Origin of the sequence: Eubacterium sp. 14-2 (assembly GCF_000403845.2) — a bacterium.
Lineage (GTDB): Bacteria > Bacillota > Clostridia > Lachnospirales > Lachnospiraceae > Petralouisia.
The window spans coordinates 839,463-856,840 of record NZ_KE159568.1; the positions used below are offsets into that span (position 1 = coordinate 839,463).

The following is a 17,378-nucleotide window of genomic DNA, read 5'->3' on the forward strand; positions in this document are numbered from 1 at the left end:
CAATCTCTATAAAGTGAAACATAACAGTTGTAGTTCCCATTTATTTCTTGGTATGGTATAATAGGTAAACACCCAGATATTATTTGTTCTTAGTTGTAGTTCCCATTTATTTCTTGGTATGGTATAATAGGGAACAGAAAATCCGCATAACCAATAAGGTTATGCGGATTTTTCTCAATTTAAAATCTCTGATTTTGCCGGAAAAACGATTGAATTTTATTCTTTTTCTAAAAAATATTTAATAATTCTGCCGATTCTCCGGTATCATCAAATGTCTTTTTACCCAACAGAATATGGATGGATTCGTATTGTTTCTCTGTGATTGTCAGCAAACGAACAGAACCTTTGGACGGCAAATTCAGATTCAGTCTGGCCTCATGCTTCTCCACTGCATCTGTGCCATTGCAAATCCTGGTATAAACGGAAAACTGCATCATATGATACCCGTCTTTTAACAGAAAATTACGGAATTTCGCTGCTGCTTTTCTCTCCTTCGCAGTAACTACCGGTAAATCAAAAAATACTATCATTCTCATAAATTTATTCATAACTATGTACCTGCAGCTGTATCAGTTCCGGCAGACTCAGCATTTCGCACTTATCCTGCAATACACTGCTGTAACTTGCCGCCATTCCGTCAACACAGTTGCTCAGAATACGTTTTTCTCCTTTTATCTGCATTTCAAAATTTACAATTCCATACAGCTCACGCTTTATTTCCGGTGTCAATGCATGGGAAGATTCTGACATATCAAACTTTGAAGCCACATATAAATCGACAATGGGACGAAACGGCTCAATAAAATCATCCGCCAGATTATAACTGTTTAACTCACTCCGGTGAAAAAGCCCGATGGAAGGTTCCATCCCATAACATACAAGGCTTCTGGCAATCATTCCTCTGACAATGGCATATCCATAATTTAATGCTGCATTGATGATATGTTCTTCACCTCTTGAAAATTCCGGTCCGAACAAATTTCGAAAATAAAAGGCTGCCGCTTTTGCTTCCACATGGGTTCTGTCTCCGGACTGCACTTCTTTGCACATCTTCTGCAGTTCTGTGTCTCCTGTCCTGCCGCTCAGTTTCAGACATAAGGACTGATTTCGAACCTTTTGTATCACAATCTGCTGCCACAGTCGTTTCTGCAGCGGTTTACTTATCTCCATCTGGCACTTTAACAGTTTATAATGCCGGCTATGCCTTACCAGCGGCAGCAATACACCATTGGGAAGATGCTTTTCATCACAGACATACAAAGCAATTCCCATATCAGCAAATTTCTGAAGCATATAAGCGGACACCATCACAGAATGATTTTCTATCAAAATACTGTTAATGTCCTCCAAAGGAATCCTGACATCTCTGTCTCCTCCAATTACCAGCTGCTGATTTTCAATATGCAGCTTTCTGCTGCCCTCGATTTTAATATTCCGAAATCCCATATATCACCTCCGCTGCCAGCAGGCATTCCTGCGTTTTACCACCTGTTCTTCCTTCATACCAGCCAATATTTCGTAAACTGTGCACCCGGCTCTAACGAAATCCCATTCTCTTTTCCCGCTTTACCTCCGATACATTTCCGAGTACATCCACCTGATATTTTTTCAGATATTCCAGGCCCTGAATTCCTAAACTTGTAAACTCAAAACTTCCATTATGTGACTTTCCACTAAAACTTGCCGTTGATATATTCGCCCCATAATAATAAACAATTTCTTCATTCACTGCCTTTGATGTCCCGTCCACACAGGTCACCTTTTTCCCATTTTTGGATTTAAAAGAAATCAAATCTCTGGTATACAGGCTGAAAATAAAATCTTTATCTTCCATTTCCTTCCAGTCAATATACTGCTTTCCCTGGACTACCGCTTTCATGGGCAGTCTTTTCCTTACCACATCCGCAATATAAACCGGTACAAAATAATATTTTCCACTGACGCGGAACACATCCACACGCACCATGGAGCCATTGGCATTGGCGGCTATCCCATGTTGGGAATTCACATACACCCCAAGGGTGAGTTTATCATATGTTTTCACTTTTCTTACCAGATTTCCTCTGGAGCCATCTGCTTTAGGCTTATAGAAAGGCTCTTCGAATGCCTTTTTTCCGTCGCCGCCATACAATTCCAGGCGCTCCTTTAAGGCATTATATAACAGCGTATCACTTTCGGGCTTGTAATAATTTTCTATTTCTCCTGTTTTTTTGTTCAGTTTCAAATCGATCAGGGCAGTTTTAGTCAGAACAGAGCCGGTTTCCTGATAGTGCCTGGGACTTCGGATGGTATCCGCATGGGCTGCTCCGGTCACTTTCCGGTTGGGCATTCGGGATACAAAAACAGGCCGGATAATATTATTTTCATAAAACCACGCCGGATAATCCAGTTTTCTGGAAACATCGGAATGAGTTTCAATAAATTCTACGGGATTTTCTCCCAGACGAATATCCAGTTCTTCATTAAAATACTCCCAGGGCTTCGGTACCTGCACGCCGAATATCTCGTCCCACTGGTCTCTGGTAAAATCATCTCTGGTAAATTTCTCTCCTGTTTCCACATCAACCGCCGTAAAACCTCTGGCATACAGCAGTTCTCTTCCCTGTATGTTTCTGGAGATTTTCTGTATCATGCCATCTGTACAGCAGGCAATCACCACTGCGTCCCTGGCATGATGGGTATCAATGGAGCGGTCTTTTGCTGACATTCCCCATCGTTTCCGCAGATAGGCCGTTACCCCTCCGTTTACTGCAAAAACCTGTTTTTTCTTTCCCGGACTGTTATAGGGGGCCAGCGCCAGGTTCTCCCGGATCATATTGTAAATCACACGGGTAATGTATTTTGTATCATTCAGGTTTCTCTGTTTAAATTCCTTTCGTTCCTCTTCCGTAAAGCTCTGCTTTAATAAATTCTGCTGTTTTCTGTAATCTCTGATACGGGAATTCACCAGTGTTTCAAATTTACTCCACCTTTCGGAATCACTGCCGAAATACTCATATGGAATGCGGTTGCCTTTCTGCCTGTTCTCTTCAGAAGTGACCAGTACCTTATTCCGGTAGCTGTCATCAAAGGTAATGCTGTAGGGAAGGATATGGTCGATATCATATGCTCCCGTAAACAGTTCCGCTAGTGGAATTCTTTTAGCGGAATACATGCATATTCCATCCTGGTCGTGCCACAAACGGTATTTCAGAATATCCTGCCCGGTGGGAAAGGCATTTCCCAGTTCCTGAATTTCCTTTTTGGCCCTTTCATTTTCTGACTGGCGATCCTTCATCTGTTTTTCCATTTTTCTGCGCTCATCATAATTTCTGGACATTTCTCTGGCCAGTTCAATATTGACTGCCTGAGGACTCCCGTATTTTTGTATAATGGCGTTAATTACTTTGACTGTCTGGGAGACAGAACGTTTTACCACCGGATTATTGATATCATTGATAATATCCGTGATTTCTTTTCCCTTTAATAAGCGGGACCTTTCCTTTTGTACACTTCCCTGAAAATCATATCCGGCTTCTGCACATGCTTTGTCATAAGTAAGGCCTTCTTTCAAATAAGGCATCAGCTTTTTCATGGCCTTAAGAGAAACATGCTGAAATCCTCTGGGATTCAGCTCCAGAAGTTCTTCTGTGATTTCTGAGTCCAGACCCAGTTTCTGAAATTCCCTGCTGCGGGTATCATCATTTTTGTAAAGAGTCAGAATTTTACCCACTTCATCCATCAAATCCGCCTGTTCTTCCGGCGACAGCTGTTCCAACATGCCGGACATGCGCTTTCGGTATTCATAATGGCTTACCATACTGACGAACTTTGCCTTTTCCGCATCTTTTATTTTTTCTTCTTCTGTCATTTTTTTGCTGCTGTAATTCAGTGTATTGAAACGGTATCTGAGATCCAGCTGCAGTTCTTTTCGCACGGCGCCATAGGTTAATTCTTTTTTCTTATGCAGCAAATCAGACAATCTCTCACGTTCTTCTGATGTCAGTCCCCGGCCCTTTCCATTTTTTTCCGTAATGCGGAGATGATTTATTTTCTGCAACGCCACAAACAGTTCTGATGTATAGGCGGCTTTTGGCGCTCTTGGCTCCTGTTTTTCTCTGGGTTCCAGGGCGCAAAGCCCCACCCGGTCTCCAAATCCTTCCATGGCGTAAGGGCTCGCGCTTCCATCGGGCTGTTTTCCCGGCCCCATGTCAAAGGAGCGCTGACTGGTCATTATGGCAAGATATGCTTTCTCCAGTTCTTCTGAGGCTTTCTGATTTCCGAATTTCCTCTGACAGTCGAAAATTACTTTCACCTCGTCCTCCAAAAGGGCCCGCAGCATGGTATTCTTATAATCCCCTTCTTTATTCCGGGGCGTCAGGCGGTAGCCTTCTTCCTTCCAGGTACATCCGGTTCTGAATTTATCGTCTTTGTATATCATCTCACCTGCGGTACGATAGCCATGTTCCTCCATCAGCTTCTCATTTTCTCTGGTGGCTGACAAAACCGCGCCTGTTTCTTTGTCATTCTTATCCTTTAATTCCGCTTTCCGGGTAGAACGGAACCCTCTGTGCTTTCCGATATGTATTAAAATCTGAGCCAGCTCTTCATCTTTTAATTTCCGTTCCAGCCCTTCATATCTCAGCCGGTATACGTCCGGCAGTCCCGCAGAATGATACCGTTTCATAAATTCCTCTGTCTGAATCAGACCATATTCCTGCAGCAGCCACTTCATCCGCTCCAGGCGGTGTTTCCTCCGCCGCAGACGTCTTCTTGTGGTTCTGGCTTCTCTCCTTGGCTCCGCAAGAGCCGCACCTGTTTTCGGCACTTCCGCCGCTTCAAATAATCTGACTCCCAGATCCACAATTCTCACCGGCTCATCTTTGCTGTTATTCTCCAGCACTGCCCATCCTACCGATGCAATCCCAATATCCAACCCTATTCTGTAATTCAAATCCATACCCTGCTCCTTTACTCATTTTTATAAAAAGATAATCCCATTCCGAGGAATGGGATTAGAGCTTTTTGGTGTTCTACCTTATTGTAGGAACCATATTATTTCTTGGTATGATATAATACGCATTTATTATATCCTTTTTGTCCCATTTTGTAAATATCTGTCAGAAAGTTTTCATTTCTTAGCAGTTTCTTAGCGTTGTCCGGATTTGGGATATCTGCATTATTCCGCAGGAACCTGGAAGGAGGTCCCAAACCGTTCCATCAACGCCATGGTATTGGCAGTTTTTTCATCATAAAATTCCTCATCTACCTCTGCTTTCCGCAATACCAGCCTTTCATACAGTTCTTCCAGGCCGCCCCGTACATAAGAATTAAACAAGTCTCTGTAATATTCAAATTCTTCCTGTGTTTCCGCTCCCCGAAATGCTTTTTTCACACTGTCTTCCGGCGACATTCCGGTTCTGTTTTCCAGAATCATAATCATCTGCATGATAAAATCCAGATCTTCTTTGGCTCCCATCATCTGTTCCGGAAAAATACTTTTTGACTCGTTGGGGGCATAATCCGCCTCTGCTTTCCGGTCCACGCGGAATCCTATAACAGCCGCAGTAAGATACAGGTCAATCAGCCGCCGGAAATATGTATGTTCATAGTCATTGGGCACCCACAGTTCTCCTGCCATTCTGGCATGTTTTCCGCGAAATTCAAATTCCTTTTTGAAAAATTCAAAAGCTGCCATCAGTTAAAATTCCTCCACTTCCCGGATAGCTGCGTATGACTGATCCGCTTTTTTGTCAATGTAATACGCTTTTCCCACATAGTCATCCAGCCCTGTGTATTTCCAGTCTTTTTTCAGCATAAAGATAATCACCTGTTCTGACACTTCCGGGAGCACTTTTGCAATTAAGCGGATATTCTCCGCTCCCAGCTTGGAAAAAGGGCCGTCCAGTACAATGGGAAGAGTGTCATTTCCCTGAGGAATGTCAGGATTTTTTTCTGCTTTCCTCTTTTTGCTGTAATCCATAACCGTCACAATAAATGCAAAATTCCTGGCAATCTTTTCTCCCTCGGACAGGTTCTTTTCTTCTCTGTACCCCAGGTCTGTTTTATAGTACATCTGAATATTATACTGGTCAGACAGCTCTATCTTTTTCTCTTTCGCATTGAACATCCGCCGGAAATTGTATTGTATCTGCTCATTCAGCTCCAGAAATATCTTCTTTTCTTCCATGGAAAAATCGTGGGACAGCTTTTTATACAGTGCTTCCGCCAGCTCCACCCGTTCCCGCCAGCGCTGATTTTCCTCGTTCTTTGCTTCCAGCCCTTTCATTTCTTCTGCCAGATGTTCCTGCTGACGCAGGAACGTCTGTATTTTCCCCTGTATCTGCCCTTTCCGGTAATTCAGTTCCTGTATGTTTTTCTGATAACTTCCCAGCCTCTTTCTGTGTTCCGCAAAATCTATATGGGCGTCCATCCGCTGTTCCAGCATAATATATTCATTGCAGGTTTCTTCATAGTTTTTCACACAGTCGTCTGTCTGTTTTGCCATTGCACGAAGTTCTTCCGGCAAATTTTTTACCCGGTTTTTCCACCTTAAAGCAGTTCGTTCAAATTCTCCCAGCAGGGAGCCGATATCTGCCGGCGGAAGATAGTTTTTCTGCTCCAGCAGACAGTCCCATTCCGTCGTCCCCGGTGTAAGTTCAGTTCCGCAGATGCATCTTCCGCTTTTCATGATATAATCTATGGTCGCCTGACGCATATGGGGAATATCCCGTCGTTCTCCGGCCACAGATTTTACCAGTGCCCCGGACGCTTCTGTCAGTGGTTCTGCAAAAAGCATGTAAGCCTTGTCACTGAATTCACCCACCATCATTTTCCGTTCGCTGATACATCTCTCTCCCTGGGTTTTTCTGACAATTCCCAGATTCCGGTACTGGCTCTGCAGCTTTTCCGTATTCCGGTTCGTCTCCAGATATTCCTGCACTTCCTGACATTTCTTATGGCTGTTGCTGAGATTGATTTCTATGGTTTCCAGTTCTTTTTTGCAGCCTTCGATTTCCCGCCCGCATCTTCTGTATTCCCCTTCCAGATTGTCATACAGATTCCCGGAGCCTGTTATTTTCTTTTTAAATTTGCTGATAACAGAATAAGAACCCATATCCTTCAGATGTTTCATGGCTGCCTGGTATGCAGACAGACCGGTCAGGATATGTACGGAATCTCTGATATTTTCCCTGACCCCGTTTACGGTAATGTCATTCCACCGTTCCCCATCAAACAGAAAATAATGGGACAGATTTCCGGGGAACAGCTCATTGATGAGCTCGTCCACCTTCCGTTCCTCCACTTCAATCAGCGACTGGCTGCTGCAAATATCTGAAATATACATGGTCAGTTTCTTCTGAAATGTTTCTGCTGTCAGCCGGGGATATGCCCGTGTACAGACAATTTCCCTGCGGATGGTATAGCGCTTTTCCTCATCTGAGGCAACCAGTTCCACCCGGACACTGGCCCTGCTGTCCGCATTCATCAGTGCCAGCACATCCGTATTCAAAAGCTGATAATCTTCCTGTCTCTTTCCCCGTTCCGTGAGCACAGCTCCATACAGGCACCAGCGGAATGCCTGGGCAATGGTGGTTTTCCCAACGGTATTATCTCCCAGAACAACCGTTACATTTCTCTCTTTCTCACAGCTGAATTCTATTCTGTTTTCGCCTTTATAGCGCATAAAATTATACAGAGTAACACGCTCAAACCGCATAATACATCTTCTCCTTTATCCTGCCACCGTTATAAACCCGCCCGGACAGGGATGCTCAATGATTTCTTCTGGCATACTCCACAATGACTTTCTGGAGTTCCTCCGACATTTTCTGGTCGCTCCTGGCTTTGCTCCGCAGATTTTTCCGCTCCATATGCAGTACCTGCAGGGTGATTTCCTGCAATAACTGTTTACTGATCTCCTTCATTTTCTTTCTCCTTCCTGCAGAACCGGTCTTCCCTTTCTTTCACTCCGCCTCTCCTGTATAGAAAGGCCATAATGCCAGTATTTCCTCCGCCAGTTTTTCTCTTCTCTCATCAATCCTGCATTCATTCCACTCTGTCCTGCCTGCATCGTACTGTTCAATGATTTCCCCGGTGATTTTCAGTGTTACATTCCCTTTGTACCCCTCTCTGGCCTTCTGCTTTCCCGATTTTGGAATGCCTTCTATTTTTGTCTTAAAATCCATGTTCCTTACGGAACTGTTCAGAGAATTTCTCAAAAGGGTCAGATTGCCCAGATCGTCAATATGATTCTGCCGGTTCTCCGCCTCATCCTCCGAAACCTGCCAGTTTTCCTGCCATTTCTGGGGCATAATATGCTCCAGCGTATAAGTATAGGTCAGGGCCTTTTCGTCTGAGTTTTTATTTCTGCGGGAAAGCTCTGTCAGAAATAAAAGCATTTTGGCTGTGTCGCTTTTCATCTTCGTCAGCTGTCTTCTGACTTCTCCGTCACTGATATTGACTGCCTTTTCTCCTGCTGCGGAAAATAATTTTTCCGCACCCTGATTCAGAATCAGACTGCATCTGGACGCATAATCCGAAACACTCGTCCCCATAATCCTTCTCCGGATTACAAAAGATTCCAGTATCCGGCACTGCTTCCTTATGGTTTCATCCTGCAGATTTTCTCCGGACTCTTTCAGGATTTTCAGAATAAAAGGATAAAACATCTGTATGCCGAATTCCTCTAAAACCAGCAGAAGCCGCCTCACATCCTCCTGCCAGGAAAAATATTCTCTTTCCGCCCTGTCTTTATCACTCATAATCTGATTCAGGCCGGTGATATATCTGCTGAACAGACCGGCATACTCATAAATCTCATTTATCAGTGCGGCATACTCTGAAAAATCATAAGCGGCTGTTTCTCTGGTATAAGCATTATCCAGATTTCCGAAAAAATCCCTGTTATCTTCTTTCGTCCATTTGATACAGGCCACGCAGTACAGCAGAAATTCCAGATTATTTCTGTCCACATTTCCAAAACGCCGTTTCAGATCCCATTCGTTTTCCCCGTCCTCCGAGTAAAAAATCCTGTCCCACTTCTCATTATAAATTTCGCTTACCCGGCGCTGCTTTTCCCGGTCATTTCCGCAGCTTTCCATAAATCCCTGAAACAGATTGTTTTTGATAATATCCGCGGTGCTCAGGCGGGCTCCCGCCCGGTTGATGGTATCAAAAATAGACTGTTCGTTCACGTCGTGCTCTGTCAGTTCAATTCTGACCAGCATCTTGTTATTGTCATTGTACATAATGTCAAAAATATCCTTCAGTTCCTGCTGGTCTTTTTCATGGAGCACCCTGCGGTAATAGTGATAGCACTGTCTGATTTGGGGAGATCCTTCTTTCTCTGCTTCCGTCCGGGGCCTGCTTCCCTCAAACACCCCCTGCCTGATAATGGCCTCATAGCTGTCCCTGTCCACTCTGGAATGGGAAATTTTAATTTCACTGTTTTTCAGGGAATCTGTGGTGTTCCTTTTGTAAAACAGCACGTTCTGTATGGTATCCCTTACATTCTGGCGCATTTCATCGTCAAATTCATCATAGATTGCCTTGGTCAGCAGTGAGATTGTGGTGAGCCTCTGCTGCCCGTCCACAATGGCCGCCTCCGACGGTTCTCTGCTCTCTCCCCATTTGATAATAATGGAGCCCAGAAACACCTGGACTTCCCGGTTCCCTTCAATGGCATCCAGTAATTCTTTCCAGTTTTCTTTTTTCCAGACGTACCTTCTCTGAAAAAACGGCACAACCAGCTTCTGAGGCCCTCCGCCAAAAATTTCTTTTACTGACTTTGCCTCCGCTTTCATAAAAAACCCTCCTCTTTCGTGCTTCACATAAAATCTGTCATCCTGCTGCAATCTCCTCCAACGCCTCTGCAAGAACATCCAGTTCCGCCTCTGTGGTAAAAGGTCCCAGGCTCACCCGCACCGTACCGCCATATTCCTTATCTTTCAGATATTTATGTATCAGAGGCGCACAGTGATACCCTGTCCGCACAGCAATCCCATACTTTTCGTCCAGCAGAATCCCCACTTCTTCGGCCTGATACCCTTCTACGTTCAGAGATACAATTCCCGCAGCCGCTGAGTGCAGTGGCGGATACAGCTGGATTTCCGGTATCCTGTTCAGCTTCTCAAGGAGCCCTTCCCGCAGCCGCTGTTCTTCTCTCAGCCTTTCTTCTGCTGCTGACCGGACAGATTCTTTTATGGCCGCCTCCAGCCCTGCAATGGCTGTGATATTCATGCTTCCCGGTTCATATCCTCTCACATCTTCCGGACTGACCTCCGGATTCAGGGAATCGCTTCCTGTTCCCCCGAACAGAATCTGTTTCAGTTTCCTGCCGCTGTTATTTACATAACCTCCGATTCCCAGAGGCCCGCAGAGGGCTTTATGGCCTGCAAATATATAGAAGTCCACATTCGTATGCTTCAGGCACACCGGCACCAGTCCAAGGGCCTGAGAACCGTCCACAATCACAGCAGCTTTATATTCCTCTGCCAGTTTTGCAATATCCTGCCAGGGAAGGATGGCCCCGGTTACATTGCTGACATGGTTCATAATCAGCGCAGCCGGTGGTTTCCGTAAAAACTGATATCTGATTTTCTCCCTGTCCATCTCCAGAGATTCCTGGTGAACAGCCAGTTCTTCCACTTCAAATCCATACTGTTTTTGCAGATGATGAAGCACCCGGATTACAGCATTGTGCTCAAAAGGAGTTACATAAACCACATCTGCACGTTTCCACTCCAGACCTCCCAGCACCTGATTACAGGCAATGGTGGCAGAAGGAGTAAAAACCGTCTCTGCCCCGTAATTTCCCTGAACCAGATGAAGGATTTCCTCCCTTGTGTCCTCTGTCAGCCGGAAGGCCTCCCGTGCCAGCCGGTAAGCGCCTCTTCCCACATTCACTGCAAAATGTCTTCCGGCTTCCTCCATTGCCCGGTAAACGGGCTCCGGTTTTGGAAATGTGGTTGACGCATTATCAAAATATATTAAGTCTTTCATATCTCCTCCATAACAGGGCCAGCCATTTTCCCTGTCATTCATCGGTTTATCAGCTCCTGCAGCACCTCTGCCAGCACTGCCACTTTCTGGCTGGTTTCCAGTGTATCCTCAAAATCCTCCATGGCTTCGTCAATCATGTTTTTCAGAAAACTGCTGGTAGAATCAGAAGTTTCGGCCTCATAACTGCGCCTGATGCGCCTCCCCTGTTCATCCATCAGTATAATGGTTTTCTTTCCCCGTTCTCCGCTGTCTCCCGCCGCCTGTTCCACTTCCTGCTTTACATTCCGTATTTTTTCCCGAAACCGTTCCGGCGTATCGTCATTCCAGTCCTCCATGGACAAATCCATCACCAGCCTGGACAGGCAGAAGATAATTTCCTGCTCATCATTGGTTTCCAGATGTTTCAGATATTCCAGGAATCCGCGGGCGTCTTTATTCAGAATATATTCCTGCTTCGCCGCCTCCTGTTTCCGATACCAGGAAAGCAGACATCCTTTCAGGCTTTCCTGTTCTTTTCCGTGGAATATACTGCGGATATCCTCTGCCACACAGGACTGCAGACGGAAAAACGCCTGCTCCATCCGGGCTCTGACACGGAGCAGCTCTTCGGCTGCTTTCTGTAAATCAGCCTCCTGCCCTTCTTCTGTCATAATTTCCGGAATCCGTTCAAACAGAAATTCTCTGGGATTTAGTTCGCTGCGTTTCAGCAGGTTCCGGAACCGTTCTGTTTTCCTCTGTTCTTCCCTGGGAAATTTTCCGGTGACCATGGTATATTTTGGCAGAGAGCGATACCATCTCTGCATGTTTTCCATAAGTTTTATCCAGCGGTTCTGGCGGCTGAACGCAATTCCCTCTCCCCGCCAGGACTGCTCCAGCGTTCTTAAATACTGTTCCTTTTTCCCGCTTTCCGGCTCCAGATATAACTGGTAATCCTGCGGAAAATCATTGACGCTGTTTAACACTTCCTCACTGACTTCCAGTTCTTTTTTCTTAAGATAGATCACCGGAATCCCTTCCGCCATCCCAAGACGCTGTGCCAGAAACAGCGGCATAATCCCTCTGCGCACGCCGTAATCCTTTCCCTGAAGCCTCCGGTACAGTTCCTGAAAGGTTCTGCGCTGTCCGATACACTGTGCCAGGAACCTGTCTGTTTCATCCAGAATCCTGCCGCAGCCCCTGTCCTTTTCATAACTGCTGTCCAGAATTCCCGTCCTCACAAAGGCAGCCCGGTACACCATATTTTCCGGAGCTGTCCCCTGCCGGAACGTCTCTGCCTGATCCATCAGCAGAGCTTTTACCACTTTATTTCTGGCCCTCAGGTATTGTCCGGACACATGCTGAATATTCAGCAGTTCGTGATTCACAACGGGCGAAAAGCGGTAATACTGCTCACAGATTTCACTTAACATTCGGTTAAATTCCATATCATTTTCAAAGATACGGACCGGCTCCCCTTTTCTGGCCACGCCGCAGGCTCCGTATCCCGGCATGAAATCCCGCTCCAGCAAAGTATTGATTTCAAACACAATATCTTCTTCATACAGGTCCAGTTCCCGCAGCAGCACCTTATGTTCTTCTGCAAATCCCGGCCGCTCTTTCAGGGCGTATACTGCCGCCAGCTTCTTTATATGCTTTACCAGGGCAAAGGGCTGTTCCGGCACCAGAACCACGATTCTGTCCTCCTGCAATGCTTCTGTTTTCTCTCTGACCTGCTCTCTGTCGATTTCCTTTTCGCTGACCAGAGCCAGTATTTTCCCGTCCGAAAACTGCTCTTCAAACATCCAGGAAAGGGTTTCCATGCGGAAAAAATCTTCTGCTGTTAAAAATTCATACCGGAAATACCGGGTCATATTCCGCTCCTGATTGTACTGTTTAGGCAGGACATATTCCAGATCTGATATCCGGCTCAGGTAACTGCAGACAGGAAACGGTTCCGGCTGTTTTGCCATCTCCGCCTCAATCTCCCTGTCAATATTCAGCCCGGTATGATTTTTAAAGGCATAGACCCCAAGGCTGCTCCGAAACAAAATCAGTTCCTGCTGTTTCAGAGATTCCAGGGCCTTCCGGTAGGTTCCTTCTTCCATCCCCAGCGCCGGACGTATGGAAGCGTCCACTGCCGGAAGCTCATCCTCCTGATGAATCATCCGAAGCAGCCCGATGGCCTTTATAATCTTCTGTTCCGCCGGATCCTTTGTCTGTCTTAAGGCATAATCTGCTTTCAGCCATTCACTGTGGATTTTGGGCTGATCGCTGTTTTCCCGAAAAAGGGGTTTGAAATAATCGTACACCGCGTCTGCTCCCACCCAGTATTCTTCTGATTCCTCCAGAATTTCCGGCAGGCTCCCGCGCTCCCTTCCGGCCAGAAAGGTGAAAACTGTACGTTCATTCTGGGCCACCCGTTCACTGATATGCAAAAGGATACAGGCGCACACAGGCGTCAGGGGAAAACAGCCTCTGCCCATGACCTGCTTATAAAAATCATAGTCCGGAAACAGTCCCAGAAAGCAGTGCAGGCTGCAGGATTTTTCCAGAATTTCCTGATATCCGGTCTGCTTTTCATATTCAGAAAATAATTCCGAAAATTCCGGCTCCTTTTTGAGCAGTGTGCTGGCAATCAGCTCGTAATGATTTCTGGCAGAGCCATGAAATCTCACTTCCCTGAGACGCCCCTCCACACCCCGGAAGGCGTCTTTTACCGATTTGTCCAGGCCTTTTTCATATTCATGAATACTCTTATGGGCCACAAGTATTATCTGCAGCTTCTGCTCCCTGCTGTTATTGGCCAGTTCGCACATGTCCTGCAGTGTCTTCATATCTCTGGCAAACCCTTCTTTTCCATGGCCTTCCACATACTTGCTGAACTCATCAAACACCAGTACCATTCCTGTATAACCGTACTGTTCTGTCAGCTTTCTCCCCACTTCCTGATAAACTCTCATGGCGTCCGACCCAAGCATGGGCAGAAACCGGCTTCCGGCTGTGAGTCTGGGATAGCATTCCAGAAACAGCTTCATGGCCCTTTCGTCCATCCGCTCCAGTCCCTTTTTTACATTTACCGGAGTTTCCCCCTGGTCTGTGAGAAACTCCTGCCACTTACCGTACACCTCAGGATATTCCCGCCGCCACAGCTTTAAGGTCTTCAATGCTTGCGAATAATCGCTTTCGGGAATAATATCCCTGAGATTTTCCCGCTCCAGCCCTTCTTTTAACCCATAGAGAAAAGCAGTGTTCAGATCCGATGCCCTTCCCCCTATGAGTACAGGCAGAAAACGCTTTTTTTCCCGGTATAACCGGTTCACCATGTCTGCTGCTTCCCGGTCTGTCTCCGATATCCGGGCCAGCACCGGCGCAGTACCTTTCTGTTCTCCCTGTAAAAAAGCCAGCAGAAGCAGCAGCAGATGGGATTTTCCTTTTCCATAAGGCCCCATCAGGACTGTTGCATTCTCCGTTGATTCTTCCAGTATATTTTTCAGATAGTATTTTAAAATCTGAATGGAAGAACGGGTGGGAATATAGCTGCCAATCCGGTCTGCATTTCCCAGGTCCAGACTCAGATTTACAGATTTCTGAAACCTGCTGTTAATGCTGATATATTGTTTTAACTGTTTCATTCTGCTTCCCTCTCTGCCCTTTCCCGGTCTTTATCTGCCGCAAACCCAGGCGGCCGATTTCCTGCCGCCGGAATTTCCATAATAGTATTCCTGCAGGACCTGGTCTGATGTTGTGTTTCCCGGAAGATATACCATATCCAGCCCGGCAGTCCGGTTGAGAATAATCTTCCCGGCCCACTCCAGCTGTTCCAGCAGTTCCATCAGGCCGGTGCGTTTCAGATTCAGTATCTTTCCCGGTCCTCCCGGCCGCACCAGCAGATCCTCCATATGGATTCCTCTCTCTTTTCCGGCCCGGCCGGCCATAAGATACAGTACCGTTTCCGCCGGCAGCTTATTCAGCCGGGGCTGCACCTTCTCGTAGCCATCCTCTGTCTGTTTCAGAAGTTCCAGCGCTCCAAAGGGACTGACATTCTTTTCCTCCGGACTTGTGCCTTTTGCAGTCTTTCGGCTGTACATGCGCAAAATGGCGTCGCAGTCATCTTTTACGGAACGGGGAGATACTTTCTGCTCCCCCGACGCATTTCCCGCCAGTTCCATCATTTTCCGCTCCAATTCTTCCCCGGTAAATTCCGTATAGTCAAATTCATTGAAAAACATCTGCCAGGCAGTGGCCTGGCCTCGGTTCCGGGCAATATTGCAGTGAACGGTCCACAGAGAAAACATTTCCTCAAAATACGGGTCCTTCTGCAAAATCATTTCTCCCAGATCTGTAAGCCTTACCACCGTTCGGACGCTCTCGTCTGACAGTCCGCTGCATTTAAGCCAGTAGCGGATGGATTTTGCCATATTGGGCCCCACGCCCAGGGCGTCCGCACCATAATTTTCAAAAAAGACTCTGGGATTTCTTTTGACCTCCCGCAGTCCCTTGTTCAGCCATCCTTCCCTTATAATAAAACTTTCATGTCCTCTGAAACGAACGGAATCCTTCATTTTCTGTCTCCTCATGTTCTTTTAATGGAAAGCACTTTTCTCATGTAACATCCTGCGGTAAAGTGGTTCACACATGCTCCGCACCGCAGGCATTTTTCGTCTGAAATCCGGTATTCTGTTCCGCCGTCTTTCTTCTCCTTCACAGAAAGGGCGTTGTATCTGCATACACTTTCACATGCCAGACAGCCCATACACATCTGATATTTGGTAAGCTGGCATTTTACCCGTTCTTCCGCGGTTTTTAAATCCCTGGCCCCGGCAATTCTGACACTCAGAATCGTTACTTTCAATTCCCTTAAGCCTTTGCGGCCCTGCAGCTTTAACAGCATCTCGCCCTGTCTGTTCAGCACATATACTTCCCCCATTGCGGCGTGTCCCATCTCAAAATTCAGATAGCCGAAAGGCCGGAACAGCTCGTACAGTTCCTCCGAAACGGGACGCTGCAACTCATAATAAAAGGTATTTTCTTCCATGGCGCAGGGCCGGAAAGCCACCACAGATTTTTCTGCATAGGCCACACCGTTTCCGCCCTGTCTGGCCTTCCAGCCTCCCTCCCGCACGTAGGTTTCCGCATCCTCCTTGCCAAGGCTTTCCGCAAATTCCACCAGCAGATGGTGAAACCGCTCCGACTGCTCCGGCATGTGCACGGAGGAGAGAAATTCTGACCAGTCACTGTTATTGGGACAGCACCAGCAGCCCACTCTGGCATATCCCAGGCGGTACGCTTCATTGAAATCAATTTCTCCGGTAAAAAGGTACAGCCATATATCAAAATCCATCCAGTCAATGACGGGAGAAATAATTCTCTGCTTTGTAATTTTGGGACTGTCGGATTCCCTGTCATATTTGCTCCTGCTGACAGATTCACTGCGGCGGATTCCGTAAAAGGTGAGAATCTGGTTTTTTTCCCGAAACAGAGATCTGATTTTCTTCTGAATGACTCCTGTTTTGAAAACGGTGCAGCACCAGCGCATTACCCGGCTGGGCGGCCCAATCATCTTACAGAGCCCTTCAAAATCCTTTTCTCTGTTCCGGGCAGAAACCATGGGTGTTTTCGGATGGGTTTTCCGAAACCGTTTTACATATTCATAAGTAGAGGGAAATTCCAGTGTGGTATCTCCGAAAATATGCATGATTTCCGGATGGCCCAGCGCCCGGATGACCAGATCCGAAGTGACGGTGGAATCTTTTCCTCCGCTGAACGATACAAACATATCCAGAACCGGCGTATCTTTTGCCTTTTCCCGGATATAAGAGCCTGCTTCCTCCAGGATTTTCTCATACCTGAGACTGTTGGCTTTTACAAACCGCTGCCGGTGTTTTTCAAAATACTCTTCTGTGTTCTGGTGTTTCAGATCTTCATACTGGCTCCTTATGGCATGGCAGTCCGCTTCTTTCAGACTGCTGACAGAAAAGGGAATCTTACGGCCGTTTACGAAATAATAGTTGCCGGCCCCGTTCCACACAGACGCCTCCGCATATGCAAAGGGTTTCCCCAAAATAATTTCCACCAGAAGACGTTCCTCCGGAAACACCGGACGGACATCGGTGGCCAGACGTTTCCCCTCCTGGCCACACAGACTGCATCTCTTTTCGTACAGAGGAACCAGGCACTGGCTGCACCAGTAAATCTCCGACTCTGCTTCCGCCCTTCCTCCACAGGAGGGGCAGCGACTTGTCTCACATCGTGTATTGGTGCAGGGCAGCGGCTCCTCTGTTTCCTGCTTCCTGTTTCTGCATGTATATGTAATCATACCGATTCCTCATAATTCTTTTCTTTCGTTATACAGCATTTATTTTATTCTCTTTTAAAGAGAATTTCAACCTGTATTTTTCCTTTTACAAAAGAATTTA

General features: G+C 46.4%; 11 protein-coding genes. All 11 read right to left on the reverse strand.

Annotated elements, in window-relative coordinates; translation table 11 throughout:
- Window positions 1-227: 227 nt before the first annotated feature.
- Window positions 228-548, reverse strand: coding sequence for a CRISPR-associated endonuclease Cas2 (cas2, locus tag C805_RS20855; RefSeq protein ID WP_016215992.1), 321 nt, complete (start codon window positions 546-548; stop codon window positions 228-230).
- Window positions 541-1,446, reverse strand: a complete 906-nt coding sequence (cas1, locus tag C805_RS20860; RefSeq protein WP_016215993.1) for a type II CRISPR-associated endonuclease Cas1 — start codon at window positions 1,444-1,446, stop codon at window positions 541-543. Before cas1 ends, cas2 begins: the two co-directional genes overlap by 8 nt.
- 91 nt (window positions 1,447-1,537) lie before the next feature.
- On the reverse strand, window positions 1,538-4,939 hold the full coding sequence (gene cas9 / locus C805_RS20865; protein WP_016215994.1) for a type II CRISPR RNA-guided endonuclease Cas9: 3,402 nt from the start codon (window positions 4,937-4,939) through the stop codon (window positions 1,538-1,540).
- A 219-nt stretch (window positions 4,940-5,158) separates the two neighbouring features.
- Window positions 5,159-5,677 carry a hypothetical protein gene (locus tag C805_RS20870; RefSeq protein ID WP_016215995.1) on the reverse strand — a complete coding sequence of 173 codons (519 nt, stop codon included), beginning with the start codon at window positions 5,675-5,677 and terminating at the stop codon, window positions 5,159-5,161.
- 3 nt (window positions 5,678-5,680) lie between these two features.
- The gene (locus C805_RS20875) at window positions 5,681-7,699 is read right to left on the reverse strand and encodes an AAA family ATPase (protein WP_016215996.1); all 2,019 of its coding nucleotides are present in this window, start codon (window positions 7,697-7,699) and stop codon (window positions 5,681-5,683) included.
- A gap of 55 nt (window positions 7,700-7,754) precedes the next feature.
- Entirely contained in the window at window positions 7,755-7,907 is a 153-nt protein-coding gene (locus C805_RS26840; RefSeq protein ID WP_016215997.1) for a hypothetical protein, read from the reverse strand.
- A gap of 39 nt (window positions 7,908-7,946) precedes the next feature.
- Entirely contained in the window at window positions 7,947-9,785 is a 1,839-nt protein-coding gene (locus C805_RS20880) for a DUF262 domain-containing protein (RefSeq protein WP_016215998.1), read from the reverse strand.
- 37 nt (window positions 9,786-9,822) lie between these two features.
- Window positions 9,823-10,983 carry an aminotransferase class V-fold PLP-dependent enzyme gene (locus C805_RS20885; protein WP_031201603.1) on the reverse strand — a complete coding sequence of 387 codons (1,161 nt, stop codon included), beginning with the start codon at window positions 10,981-10,983 and terminating at the stop codon, window positions 9,823-9,825.
- Window positions 10,984-11,021: 38 nt separating this feature from the next.
- A complete protein-coding gene (locus C805_RS20890; RefSeq protein WP_016216000.1) occupies window positions 11,022-14,594 on the reverse strand; it encodes a hypothetical protein in 3,573 nt (1,190 codons plus the stop codon).
- A 30-nt stretch (window positions 14,595-14,624) separates the two neighbouring features.
- Window positions 14,625-15,524, reverse strand: a complete 900-nt coding sequence (locus C805_RS20895; protein WP_016216001.1) for a DUF4007 family protein — start codon at window positions 15,522-15,524, stop codon at window positions 14,625-14,627.
- 11 nt (window positions 15,525-15,535) lie between these two features.
- Window positions 15,536-17,278, reverse strand: a complete 1,743-nt coding sequence (locus tag C805_RS20900; RefSeq protein ID WP_016216002.1) for a phosphoadenosine phosphosulfate reductase domain-containing protein — start codon at window positions 17,276-17,278, stop codon at window positions 15,536-15,538.
- Between the last annotated feature and the right edge of the window lie 100 nt (window positions 17,279-17,378).

Excerpts from the sequence above, each read along its gene's own strand:
- C805_RS20875 (WP_016215996.1), bottom strand. The coding sequence starts at position 7,699 with ATGCGGTTTGAGCGTGTTACTCTGTATAATTTTATGCGCTATAAAGGC.
- cas9 (WP_016215994.1), bottom strand. The coding sequence starts at position 4,939 with ATGGATTTGAATTACAGAATAGGGTTGGATATTGGGATTGCATCGGTA.
- C805_RS26840 (WP_016215997.1), bottom strand. The coding sequence starts at position 7,907 with ATGAAGGAGATCAGTAAACAGTTATTGCAGGAAATCACCCTGCAGGTA.
- C805_RS20895 (WP_016216001.1), bottom strand. The coding sequence starts at position 15,524 with ATGAAGGATTCCGTTCGTTTCAGAGGACATGAAAGTTTTATTATAAGG.
- C805_RS20880 (WP_016215998.1), bottom strand. The coding sequence starts at position 9,785 with ATGAAAGCGGAGGCAAAGTCAGTAAAAGAAATTTTTGGCGGAGGGCCT.
- C805_RS20890 (WP_016216000.1), bottom strand. The coding sequence starts at position 14,594 with ATGAAACAGTTAAAACAATATATCAGCATTAACAGCAGGTTTCAGAAA.
- C805_RS20885 (WP_031201603.1), bottom strand. The coding sequence starts at position 10,983 with ATGAAAGACTTAATATATTTTGATAATGCGTCAACCACATTTCCAAAA.
- C805_RS20900 (WP_016216002.1), bottom strand. The coding sequence starts at position 17,278 with ATGATTACATATACATGCAGAAACAGGAAGCAGGAAACAGAGGAGCCG.
- cas1 (WP_016215993.1), bottom strand. The coding sequence starts at position 1,446 with ATGGGATTTCGGAATATTAAAATCGAGGGCAGCAGAAAGCTGCATATT.
- cas2 (WP_016215992.1), bottom strand. The coding sequence starts at position 548 with ATGAATAAATTTATGAGAATGATAGTATTTTTTGATTTACCGGTAGTT.
- C805_RS20870 (WP_016215995.1), bottom strand. The coding sequence starts at position 5,677 with ATGGCAGCTTTTGAATTTTTCAAAAAGGAATTTGAATTTCGCGGAAAA.